This is a genomic window from Acidaminococcus massiliensis (assembly GCF_900095825.1).
GTDB classification, from domain to species: domain Bacteria; phylum Bacillota; class Negativicutes; order Acidaminococcales; family Acidaminococcaceae; genus Acidaminococcus; species Acidaminococcus massiliensis.
Genome location: NZ_LT608315.1, coordinates 192,107 through 203,528, shown reverse-complemented (window position 1 = coordinate 203,528; position 11,422 = coordinate 192,107). Strand labels below are relative to the sequence as shown.

Here is an 11,422-nt window from a genome sequence, read left to right as displayed (position 1 = left end):
TGGAATCTTCTTTTCCTTGCACCAGGGAAGGACTCTTTGTATAATACGGATGATGGAGAAAATCGAAAGGAAGATGTTTCATGGACCAGCAAAAAATCCGTATCCTTGCCTGTGGGATGCTCCTGACAGGTTTGTGTGCGCTTGGAGGAACCGGCTTTGCCCAGCTGCAGCCGACGACAGCAGCGGAAGCGGCTCACCATGTAGTGGAGCAGGAACTGCAGAGTTATGTCCCCGGCCAGGTGGTTTATGCCCAAAAGGGACTGGTCGTTCGGAGCCGAGTCATCCGGGAAGGGAATCTGATCCTTCATTATCCCCAGGTTCGGGTGGTGGGGAAACAGGAAGTATCCCGGAAAATTTCCCGTTATTTTGAAAAACAGGCCAATGTTTCCCGGGAAAATTATGACAGAGCCAATACTATGGAAGAAAAACTGACTTCCCGAGTGGACTATCAGGTCAGCTATCATGGAGAGAGATACCTGTCTTTTCAGACCTATGGATACGATTACATTGAACGGGCCGCCCATCCCACCAGCTGGGAATTGGGAAAGACCTTTGATTTGCAGACGGGAGAATTGGTACCCTGGCAGAAAGTCATCGGGCTGAAGATGCGGAATCATTTCACCTTGGACAAGATCAATGAGGCTCTTTGGAACACAGAGTATGGAAAAGGCGGTTACTTCTTCCAGGATTTTAAAGGATTGGAAAAACTTCCGGAAAACTACTACCTGGATGAAGGAGGCAAGATCCATTTTGTCTTTGGGCAGTATGAAATCGCACCCTATGCAGTAGGAATCATCGATTTGAATATGGGCCTGGGAGTGTAAAGAAGGAAACGGTTTTCAGGCAATGGAAACAGACAGTTGGCAGGGAGTGGTCCGGCTGTCTGTTTTGGTTTAAAATAGGCGTAAGGGAAGAAAATGGGGGGAGAGGATAATGGATCACCCGAATTGTGCAGTCCGTCCGGAAAGATTCTGGGAACAGTTTTATCAGTGCAGCGGCCGGCTGAACCGGAAGAGGTACCTGAAACGCCAGCTGACCCTGGTGGGCCTGATTTTATTGTTTGTTGTATGCTGGGTTCTCTTTGTGAAGATGTCCGTGACAGACAAGAGTGATGCTGCTATTTTGATTCTGGGGGCGGTTAGCCTGAGCCTTGCTGTTTGTACGGTCCCCGGCATCGGCTTCTTGACCGTGGCGGGGTACAGCCTGGTCTTGCGGCGGATCCACGATCTGGGCCAATCTGAGCTGTGTTTGATCTTGACGGGGATTCCTTTTGTGAATTTGCTTTTTATGCTGTATCTGTTTTTTGCCAAAGGGACAGACGGAGACAATCGGTATGGACCGGATCCGCTGGAACTGGGCTATGGTTATGCCATTGAGTGGACCCAGGGGCAGCAGACGGGTCTCTGTTCTGCAAAAGAAGTACAGGATGGAAAATAAAGGAGTGGAAGCAATGATGGAACTGTGGAAGAATCGCTTGATCGGATGTACTTTAGCAGGCCTTTTGGGAATGGGGGCTGCTTTTGGTTCGCTGCCTGTACCCCGTGCGGAAGCGGGAGGCGTCTTAGTAGATGTGCTGGGGACTGCCATTGCCGGGACCATGTATCGGGATAAAGTCATGGGAGTCTACAAGACCTACAACAACACAGATAAAGGTCGGCAGGAATGGTTCGAACAGATGAAAAAAGAAGAAGGAGTGGTGGAAGACGAGTATCTGAACAATCGGTTGGATACGATTATGGGAAATGTGGTTGCTGGGATCGGAGCGGTGGATCCTACCGTCTATAAGAAACCTTATAACTACTTCATCAGTCCCAACGATGATGCCAATGCCTACTGCACCATCGGCCACAATGTCAACGTCTATCGAGGGATCTTTACTCTGTTTCCCACCGATGACGAAATTGCTGTAGTCATTGGCCATGAGCTGGGGCATGGGCAGAAAGACCATCCCATCCAGGGAGTCAAGAAATCCCTGAATGCAGCCGTACTTGCCGAAATGGCCAATGCAGCTACCGGAGGCATCGCCGGAGGCGCTATCAGCCAGTTGTATACTTATACCCGGAATGTCCATCTGTCCAAGCCGATGGAATGGGAAGCAGACAATTTGTCATTTGACTACATCACCCATACCAATTACAATCCAGGGGCCACGGCTGCTGTATGGCAGCGGTTCCTGGAGAAATACGGGGATATGAATGTCCGCTGGAGCGATCATCCTACCTGTACAGAGCGGCGGGAAAACTATGTAAAGAAACTCAACGCTTGGAGCAATAAGCACGTGGACAATAAAGACGGGGTGGTGTATGTAAACAAAAAGGAATTCATCACTCCCAGCGCATCCGGATCCATGTCCAGCAAAGAGCGGTCCTATTTTGTCATGGGCAATCTGGCCGCTGTATACCATAACAACAAAACGGCACCAGAAGCTTACGCCAGCGGAGACACGGTGATGATGGGTGAACAGCCGATTATGACCTGTACAGGAGATGACCCTTCAGCAGCAGAGGTAGCTGCAAAACTGAATAAAATAAAATAAATATAATAAATATAATAAAAGAACGTTTAATTGTTCGGTATGGAGCGGACAATTAAACGTTCTTTTATTTTTAGCATAAATTAAAGTAAAAAATAGAGAAAAATAATGTAAAAAATAGATATAAAAGTAAAAATTACGTAAACAAACTTAAATAAATCGAATCTGCGCTAAAATATCAAATTTGAAGGCTGTGGATAAGTATGGTATTATAATTAAGCATTCTCGAGAGGGAATGACTTCAAGAATCACTTCCAATACCTTCAGCTTGATAAAAAAGCTGTTGACAAGGAAGGAAATTCGTGATAAACTATAAAAGCTGTCACTGAGACAGCGAGACGAACTTTGAGAACTGAATATTGTTGACAGATGTGCGGGTCAAGTCACCTTTACGGTGATGAGATCGAGTCACCTGGATGACAACCAGGTTAAAAAATCAAAGCTAGTTTTTCGGGAGCCAAGCGGCTCTTCAAAATATCTATTTTGGAGAGTTTGATCCTGGCTCAGGACGAACGCTGGCGGCGTGCTTAACACATGCAAGTCGAACGGAGAACTTTCTTCGGAATGTTCTTAGTGGCGAACGGGTGAGTAACGCGTAGGCAACCTGCCCTCTGGTTGGGGACAACATTCCGAAAGGGATGCTAATACCGAATGTGATCCTCTCTCCGCATGGAGAGANCAATTTAAATTGCGAAGAGAAATTGCTCTGATCCGCGAAGCGAGGAAGAGAGCCACCGGAGACAATACTCTAGTATGTCGAGGATGGCGAACGACGAGCGACAAAGGAGCAGACAATTTATCGAAGCAATTTTAAGTCAAGCTACTAAGGGCATACGGCGAATGCCTTGGCACTAAGAGCCGATGAAGGACGTGGTAAGCTGCGAAAAGCCACGGGGAGCCGCAAGCAGGCTTCGATCCGTGGATGTCCGAATGGGGAAACCCGCCATCCGTCATGGGATGGCATCCTTCGGGAGGGGAACCCGGTGAACTGAAACATCTAAGTAGCCGGAGGAAGAGAAATCAAACGAGATGCCCACAGTAGCGGCGAGCGAAGAGGGCAGAGCCTAAACCAGAGAGCTTCGGCTCCCTGGGGTTACGGACTGGCAGAAGCAAAGTCCAATCTAGTCGAATCACCTGGAAAGGTGAGCCACAGACCGTAAGAGCCGGGTAGATGAAAGATCGGATGAGCGGCCAGTATCCAGAGTACCGCGAAGCACGAGGAATTTTGCGGGAAGTCGGGGGGACCACCCTCCAAGGCTAAACACTCCTTAGTGACCGATAGCGCATAGTACCGTGAGGGAAAGGTGAAAAGAACCGCGGGAGCGGAGTGAAAGAGAACCTGAAACCGTATGTCTACAAGCAGTCGGAGCGCAAGCGACGGCGTGCCTATTGAAGAATGAGCCAACGAGTTACGGGCACCAGCGAGGTTAAGCAGGAAATGCGGAGCCGTAGGGAAACCGAGTCTGAAAAGGGCGGATAGTTGGTGTTCGTAGACCCGAAACTGTAGTGATCTACCCATGATCAGGTTGAAGCACGGGTAAAATCGTGTGGAGGACCGAACCGGTGAGTGTTGAAAAACTTTCGGATGAATCGTGGGTAGCGGTGAAATTCCAATCGAACGCAGAGATAGCTGGTTCTCCTCGAAATAGCTTTAGGGCTAGCCTCAGGCAGTAAGCATAGGCGGTAGAGCACTGATCGGGATAGGGACTGTAATGGTTACCGAACCCTGTCAAACTACGAATGGTTATGCTGCAGAGCCTGGGAGTCAGACTACGAGAGATAAGTCCCGTTGTCAAAAGGGAAACAGCCCAGACCATCAGCTAAGGTCCCCAATGCCATACTAAGTGGAAAAGGATGTGGGGCNTGCCGGAGCCGACGTTGGGATACCACCCTTCAATTATCGGGATTCTAACCGAGCGAGCAACGATCGCCGGGACAGTGTTAGGCGGGCAGTTTGACTGGGGCGGTCGCCTCCTAAAGAGTAACGGAGGCGCCCAAAGGTTCCCTCAGCGCGGACGGAAACCGCGCGCGGAGTGTAAAGGCAGAAGGGAGCTTGACTGCGAGCCAAACACGGCGAGCAGGTACGAAAGTAGGGCTTAGTGATCCGGTGGCATCCAAGTGGAAGGGCCATCGCTCAACGGATAAAAGCTACCCTGGGGATAACAGGCTAATCTCTCCCAAGAGTCCATATCGACGGGGAGGTTTGGCACCTCGATGTCGGCTCATCACATCCTGGGGCTGAAGTCGGTCCCAAGGGCTGGGCTGTTCGCCCATTAAAGTGGTACGTGAGCTGGGTTCAGAACGTCGTGAGACAGTTCGGTCCCTATCCATCGCGGGCGCAAGAGATTTGAAGGGGGCTGCTCCTAGTACGAGAGGACCGGAGTGGACGGACCGCTGGTGTACCAATTATCCTGCCAAGGGTATAGTTGGGTAGCTACGTCCGGAACGGATAAACGCTGAAAGCATCTAAGCGTGAAACCATCCTTAAGATGAGATCTCTCACAGCGTAAGCTGGTAAGACACCTGGAAGATTACCAGGTTGATAGGCAGGGTGTGGAAGCGTAGCAATATGTTAAGCTGACCTGTACTAATATGTCGAGGGCTTGACTTAAATCGGGCCGTTAGATGAAAGAACGTCTCTTCATGAAGTTTTGAGGGCTCATGCCTTCAGTTACATAATCCGGTGGCGATAGCTAAGGGGATCCACCTGTTCCCATGCCGAACACAGCAGTTAAGCCCTTATACGCCGAAAGTACTCGACTGGAAACGGTCCGGGAGGATAGGGAGCTGCCGGTTAGGAAAAGACGCCTGCATCAAAAGATGCAGGCGTCTTTGTGTTTGTCAGCGGTCAGCAGGCTCACGGCAGCATTGCAAAGACGTGCCATGGCACGTCTGTCCCGACTTCCGGTTTTTCTCCAATTCAAAGTCGATTTGAAAAATTGATTTCCACCGGACGCTAACCGCTGACTGTTTGCCGCTGACAAAAGAGGTGCTACCTATTTCATGCAGCACCTCTTTTTTTATTGGCTATCTTCACCAGACTCAGCATCACCGGTACTTCCGTCAGGACGCCTACGGTGGTGGCCAGGGCGGCGGGGCTGGTGACTCCGAACAGGGCGATGGCCACGGCTACGGCCAGTTCGAAGAAGTTGGAGGCTCCGATCATCCCTGCCGGAGCTGCGATGCTGTGGGGCAGGTGGAGCAGGGTGCTGGCTCCGTAGGCAATGGCAAAGATCAGATAGGTCTGGAGCACCAGGGGAATGGCAATCAGCAGGATATGGAAGGGATTGGACAGGATCACCTGGGCCTGGGAACTGAAGATGATGCACAGGGTCAGCAGCAGTCCCCAGGTGGTGGCCTGATCGAATTTGTGGATAAAGACCTGGTTGAAATAGGCTTCTCCCTTCTGACGGATTACGGTGACCCGGGTCAGGATGCCCCCTGCCAGAGGAATCACCACAAACAGGAAGATGCTCAGGAAAAGCACGCTGTAGGGGACCGTCACATGGGATACGCCCAGAAGGAATTTTACAATGGGCACGAAGGCCACCAGGATGATCAGGTCGTTGGTGGCCACCTGGACCACTGTATAAGCCGGATCCCCCTGGGTCAGGGTACTCCACACAAAAACCATAGCGGTGCAGGGGGCGGCCCCCAGGAGCACGGCGCCGGCCAGATACTGGGTGGCCAGATCTCGGGGAATGAAGGCCTGGAATACCTGATAAAAGAAAAAAGCGGCCAGGCCGTACATGGTAAAGGGTTTGATCAGCCAGTTGGTGATCCAGGTGACGAACAGTCCTTTAGGGTGCCGGCCCACTTCCCGGATGCTCTGGAAATCCACCTTCATCATCATGGGATAGATCATGATCCAGATCAGGATGGCAATGGGTATGGAGATCCCGTCAATCTGGAGCCGGTCCAGGAACCGGGGCACCGCCGGCAGGAAACGGCCCACCAGCACACCGGCCGCCATACAAAGGAAAACCCATAGGGAGAGATACCGCTGGAACGGGCTGATGCCCGGATTTTTGGCGTCCGTCATTTTGTGCCAGCTCCTTTCAGCTGGTCCCGGAGGGCCAGCACCTGAGCCCGGATGGCTTCCATAATGACACGGAACTCCGGATCCGGTTTCCCGGCCGGGTCCGGGATTTCCCAGGACAGGGCCTTCACCCCGGGTAGTACCGGACAGCGGACTCCGCAGCCCATGGTCACCACCATGTCCAGAGCTGGCAGGTCTTCCAGTTTTTTGGGGAACTGGCCTTCTTTTTCCATGTCGATCCCGTACAGGTCCTGCATTAGCCGCTGGGCAGAGGGATTGATCCGGTCTGCCGGACAGGTGCCGGCAGACCGGCTGACAAACACATCTTCTGCCAGGTGACGGCCAAAGGCTTCGGCCATCTGGCTCCGGCAGGAGTTTTGGATACAGAGAAAAGCGACAACAGGTTTTCGGTTCATAAGGTTTCCAGCACCTTTCCTTTGATTTCCGACTGTTTCCAGGGAATTACCGCTGCATGGCCGCCGGAGTGGGCTGCCACCTGGTTGATCCAGGGAATCTCCCGGTCCGCTTTGGCCTTCAGCAGGGGGCTTTGGGCGGCAGTCTGGCTGAAGCAACGGTTGATGATCCACCAGCGGCTGCACAGCCGGGTCCGTTTCAGATCTTCTTCCAGACGCAGGGCTTCATACACCGGAGTGGCTTCCGGCAGGGTGACGATCACTACTTCCGTCTCCGGTCCCTTCAGCCGGGGCAGCAGCTGCTGGACGGCAGGAGGGACACTGCCCCGGGTCCGGCGGATCTCCCGGTCGTAGTTTTCCGTGGATTCCAGGAGCAGCAGGGTATGGCCGGTGGGGGCGGTGTCGATGATGACGATCCGATCCCCGGCCCGGGCCACGATTTCTGCAAAGGCCCGGAACACGGCGATTTCCTGGGTGCAGGGGGAACGGAGGTCTTCTTCGATGTAAGCCAGGTCTCCTTCCTTCAGTCCGTTTTTCCGAGCCTGGTCCAGGACTTCCTGCTGATACCGGCGGAGCTCGGCTTGTTCGTCGATCTGACACAGCTGGATCCGGTCCGTCTGTTCCAGGATTTCCTGGAGATGGCCGGCCGGGTCGGTGGTGGTCAGCAGCACCTGGTGGCCCTTCTGAGCCAGCCGGAGAGCCAGGGACGCAGCCACGGTGGTTTTTCCCACGCCGCCTTTTCCCATGGTGAAGATGACTTTCCGATGGTGCTGCTCCAGATCATCTGCCACCTCCTGGAGGGTATGGACGGGAGCCTGTTGTTCCCGGTTGGTGGCAGGGGCAACTTCTCCCTTTAGGAGAGCCCGGACATGGTCCAGGCCGGTAACATTGTAGCTCCGGAAGGGAATCTGCCAGCAGGGCATTTCTTTCAGACCCTGGGGCATTTCTTCCAGAGCCGCCTGCTGTTTGGCAAAAAGTTCCCCGGTGACCGGGTCATCGGTCTTTTCCAACAGTCCGTTGATGATCAGCTGCTGACTGCCGATGCCCAGTTTGGCCAGTTCCCGGGAGGCCCGGTCCGCTTCCAGCAGCGGGGGCCGGTCAGGACGGGCTACCAGGAGCAGGGTGGTGCGGCCAGGATCCGACAGGGTTTCCACGGCCTGCCGGTACAGGGCCTTCCGGTTTTCCAGACCGGACAGCTGTCCCAGACAGGAGGCTCCGTGGGTACTGGTACTGATGAATTGGCTCCAGGCAGAAGGCAGCTGGAGCATCCGCAGGGTATGGCCGGTAGGGGCCGTATCAAAAAGGATTTTGTCGTAGGCCGCTGCGGTCTCCGGATCTGTGAGGAAATCCGTAAAGGCATTGAAGGCGGCGATTTCGATGGTACAGGAGCCGGACAGCTGTTCTTCCATGTTCCGCAGAGCGGCTTCCGGCAAAAGCCCCCGGTAAGGACCCACTACACTTTCCCGGTAGGCGGCGGCTGCCTTCACCGGGTCCAGATTGGCCGCTTCCAGGCCGGGGACACCGGGAATGGGAGTGGGTGTTTCTTTCAGTTCCAGAGAAAAGATGTCCTGGAGATTGGAAGCCGGGTCCGTGCTGACCAGCAGCACCTTCTGACCGGCATCGGCCAGGGCCACGGCGGTGGCACAGGCTGTGGAAGTCTTTCCCACTCCGCCTTTGCCGGTAAAGAACACATATTGGGTCCGGATGGCGGCAAAAGGATCATACAGTTCCATGGCAGTCTCCTTTCGTCATTGACAGCAGCTGGAAGAACCGGAACCGCAGCAGGAACTGGAATCTCTGCTGCTTTCTTTTTCACCGCTACCGCAGCAGCAGGAGGTTTCGGCAGCCGGTTCTTCACTGCCGCCGCCGCAGCAGCAGGAACCGGCTTCTTCCGTTCCGCTGTCCTGACGGGCCGAGGCTTCGTCCAGCAGAGCCGGAGCGAAATCCAGCATCCGGGCGAATTCCTCATTGGTGGGGTAACGGCCGGCCATCCAGATTTTTCCGTCTGTCAGGACCAGGGGCAGTTCCTCCGGCCCATGGTGCTGTAGGAATTCCGCTGCCGCCGGGGTCTGGATGAATTTGAGGGGCGCATTGCTCAGATTGTACCGTTCCACCAGGATGCCGTGTTTTTCCAGGGTGTCCAGTACGGCGGAAATCCGCAGCAGTTCCGGATCGATGGCAGGACCGCAAAGTCCTGTAGGGCAGCACATGGCCTGTTCAAAAATCTGTACCTGTTTTCTTTCCATAATAGATTCCTCCCGAAAAATAAATTTATAGATTGAAATTTATCGATTCATTAACGCAAAAAATTTTACTGGCATTTGGAGCAGGCGCAGTCCGCCGGCTGGAAGGACGGGGTTTCCCGGAACAGGTCCCGGATCAGGGCTTCCAGTTCCTGGGCCGTTTCCCGGTTCAGGGTATAGTAGACCCATTTGCCTTCTTTCCGGCCAGTGACCAGCCCTGCGTCGCACAGGATCTTCATATGATGGGAAAGGGTGGGCTGGGACAGATGGAGATTTTCCAGCAGCACGCAGGCACACCGTTCCCCGCCCTGGAGCAGTTCCAGGATGTGGAGCCGGTTTTCATCGGCCAGGGCCTTGAACAAACGGGCTTTAAAAGCAAGGTCTTCCATCTGCCAGCCTCCTTTCATATTGATAAATTTAAATCTGTCATCTGCAGTATAGAGCTTTTCTTCAGAAGTGTCAAGACGCAGGAAGGGGATTCTGCTTCCTTGTTGCTTTTTGGTCTTTTGGTCAGTATACTGTTTTCGTATAAAATCCCATGAGCATAAAGTATTTGTATTGTGGCGGCCATTCTTTTATGCTATAGACAGGCAAGTACAGAACTAAAGGAGTGAAAAGTACGGTGAAGAAGAACGTTTCCATAAAAAAGAGCCGGATCCTTATGGGGTTCCTGGCGCTGGCGGTGGCCCTGGTGGCCGGTGTCTGGCATTTTTCTCCCTGGTTCCGGACCTGGGCCCTGGGAAAAGTGGACCAGGCCCGGGGAGCGGCCATCCATTATGATCTGCTGGACCAGGTGGAGGCCCGGAACATCCGGCAGGTGATGACGGCGGATCCCTCCCGGAGCCGGGTGATCCAGTGGCAGTCGGATTATCCGGTGAAAGAACCGGTGCTGGAATACCGGAAGACCGGAGAAAGTTCCCTGACAGTCGCTTCGGTGACGGAAGAAAAATTCAGAGACGGAGGCAAGGATACCTGGATCTACACGGCCCGGTTGGAACAGCTGGAACCGGGACAGGCCTATGAGTACCGGATCCGGGCGGGAAAGAAGGCCACGGAGTGGATGCCTCTGAAAGCCTTTGCCGGCAATACCTTCAAGGCCCTGATCTTCCCGGATTCCCAGTCGGCGGATTACAGCATGTGGAAGGCCACCGCCCAGCCTGCCTGGCAGCGGAACCCGGACGCCAGTTTCTTTGTGAACATGGGGGACCTGGTGGACAACGGGGAAGACAACAGCCAGTGGAACGCCTGGTTCGGGGTGGTGGAACCCATGGCGGAAAAAATCCCGGTGGCGCCTCTGATGGGGAACCATGAAACCTACGACCTGAACTGGAAGGTACGGATGCCGGAAGGGTATCTCCACCGGTTCGCCCTGCCGGACAATGGCCGGGAAAAATACCGGAACCAGTTCTATTCCTTTACGGTGGGGGATGTGCATTTTGTGGTGCTGAACACCCAGAACGAGGAACTGAAGGAATGGGAACCGGAGCTGGCCCGGGACCAGGAGGCCTGGTTCCAGGAAGACATGGCACGGAACCGGGGCAAATGGAATATTGTACTGATGCACAAGGACCCCCTCCAGTATGCCTTTGATCCGGCAACCCGGCCGGGACGGGACCGGGCGGAAGGGTTCTCTCCGGAAGGAAGGGAATGGATGCCCCTCTTTGACCGGTACGGGGTGGATTTGGTGCTCAGTGCCCATCTCCATACTTACCGGAACCGGGGAAAGATTTATGACTTCCAGCGGGCGGACCGGGGTCCCTCCTATGTGATTACCGGGGTGGCCGGGGACGTGCGGTATCCCAGCCTCTGGAAGCGCCATGCCCTGGATGTGACCGTGGCCCCCCAGCCGGAAACGGATAACTATCTAGTGCTGGAAAAACAGGAAGACCAGCTCCGGATCCAGTGCTTCCTGCCCGACGGGACCCTGGTGGATACGGTGACGGTGAGGAAAAGCGGAGAGAAAGCGTGGTGAGAGGGACAACTATGGCTCAATTTGACGGAAAGACTTATGACTGTCCTTTTGACTGTTTCATAGCGGTCTTGAAGGGGAAATGGCGTACTGACCTGCTGCTGGCGCTGGCCGCCCGTCCCCGCCATTTCCGGGAACTTCAGCGAATCCTGCCTGGCATCAGTGCCAAAGTCCTTACGGAAAATCTGCGGATCCTGGAACGGAACAATTTGGTGGAACGGCGGG

Annotated in this window: 10 protein-coding genes, 1 rRNA gene and 1 other annotated feature; of the genes, 6 read left to right on the top strand and 5 right to left on the bottom strand. The window is 54.1% G+C overall.

Translation table 11 applies throughout. From position 1 onward, the window contains the following. Positions 1–80 precede the first annotated feature (80 nt). The 4 genes from BQ2657_RS01105 to rrf all read left to right on the top strand — a co-directional run bounded on the left by BQ2657_RS01105 (position 81) and on the right by rrf (position 5,329). Positions 81–824 (top strand): DUF3298 and DUF4163 domain-containing protein, encoded by a 744-nt coding sequence (locus BQ2657_RS01105; protein WP_075578985.1) that lies wholly within the window; start codon positions 81–83, stop codon positions 822–824. Between the two features lie 109 nt (positions 825–933). Then, a complete protein-coding gene (locus BQ2657_RS01100) occupies positions 934–1,437 on the top strand; it encodes a DUF805 domain-containing protein (RefSeq protein WP_075578984.1) in 504 nt (167 codons plus the stop codon). Then, positions 1,427–2,536, top strand: coding sequence for a M48 family metallopeptidase (locus tag BQ2657_RS01095; protein ID WP_198524502.1), 1,110 nt, complete (start codon positions 1,427–1,429; stop codon positions 2,534–2,536). The genes BQ2657_RS01100 and BQ2657_RS01095 overlap by 11 nt, the downstream gene beginning before the upstream one ends. Positions 2,537–3,021: 485 nt before the next feature. Next, positions 3,022–5,144 (top strand) — a sequence feature (most likely nonfunctional fraction of RNA operon). Positions 5,145–5,212: 68 nt separating this feature from the next. After that, a 5S ribosomal RNA gene (gene rrf / locus BQ2657_RS01090) occupies positions 5,213–5,329 on the top strand. A gap of 205 nt (positions 5,330–5,534) precedes the next feature. On the opposite strand, the gene arsB is transcribed toward rrf, so the two are convergent. From arsB to BQ2657_RS01065, 5 genes are all read right to left on the bottom strand, one after another. Beyond that, positions 5,535–6,575, bottom strand: coding sequence for an ACR3 family arsenite efflux transporter (gene arsB, locus BQ2657_RS01085; RefSeq protein WP_075578983.1), 1,041 nt, complete (start codon positions 6,573–6,575; stop codon positions 5,535–5,537). After that, a complete protein-coding gene (locus BQ2657_RS01080; protein WP_075578982.1) occupies positions 6,572–6,988 on the bottom strand; it encodes an arsenate reductase ArsC in 417 nt (138 codons plus the stop codon). The genes arsB and BQ2657_RS01080 overlap by 4 nt, the downstream gene beginning before the upstream one ends. Beyond that, a complete protein-coding gene (arsA, locus tag BQ2657_RS01075) occupies positions 6,985–8,718 on the bottom strand; it encodes an arsenical pump-driving ATPase (protein ID WP_075578981.1) in 1,734 nt (577 codons plus the stop codon). The genes BQ2657_RS01080 and arsA overlap by 4 nt, the downstream gene beginning before the upstream one ends. Before the next feature lie 15 nt (positions 8,719–8,733). Continuing rightward, on the bottom strand, positions 8,734–9,231 hold the full coding sequence (arsD, locus tag BQ2657_RS01070; RefSeq protein WP_075578980.1) for an arsenite efflux transporter metallochaperone ArsD: 498 nt from the start codon (positions 9,229–9,231) through the stop codon (positions 8,734–8,736). A 65-nt stretch (positions 9,232–9,296) separates the two neighbouring features. Beyond that, on the bottom strand, positions 9,297–9,617 hold the full coding sequence (locus tag BQ2657_RS01065; protein WP_075578979.1) for an ArsR/SmtB family transcription factor: 321 nt from the start codon (positions 9,615–9,617) through the stop codon (positions 9,297–9,299). A gap of 233 nt (positions 9,618–9,850) precedes the next feature. On the opposite strand from BQ2657_RS01065, the gene BQ2657_RS01060 reads away from it, so the two are divergent. Both BQ2657_RS01060 and BQ2657_RS01055 read left to right on the top strand, forming a co-directional pair. Continuing rightward, entirely contained in the window at positions 9,851–11,200 is a 1,350-nt protein-coding gene (locus BQ2657_RS01060) for a purple acid phosphatase family protein (protein WP_083236122.1), read from the top strand. An 11-nt stretch (positions 11,201–11,211) separates the two neighbouring features. After that, positions 11,212–11,422, top strand: a 211-nt coding sequence (locus BQ2657_RS01055) for a winged helix-turn-helix transcriptional regulator (protein WP_075578978.1), incomplete at its 3' end; no start/stop codon positions are given.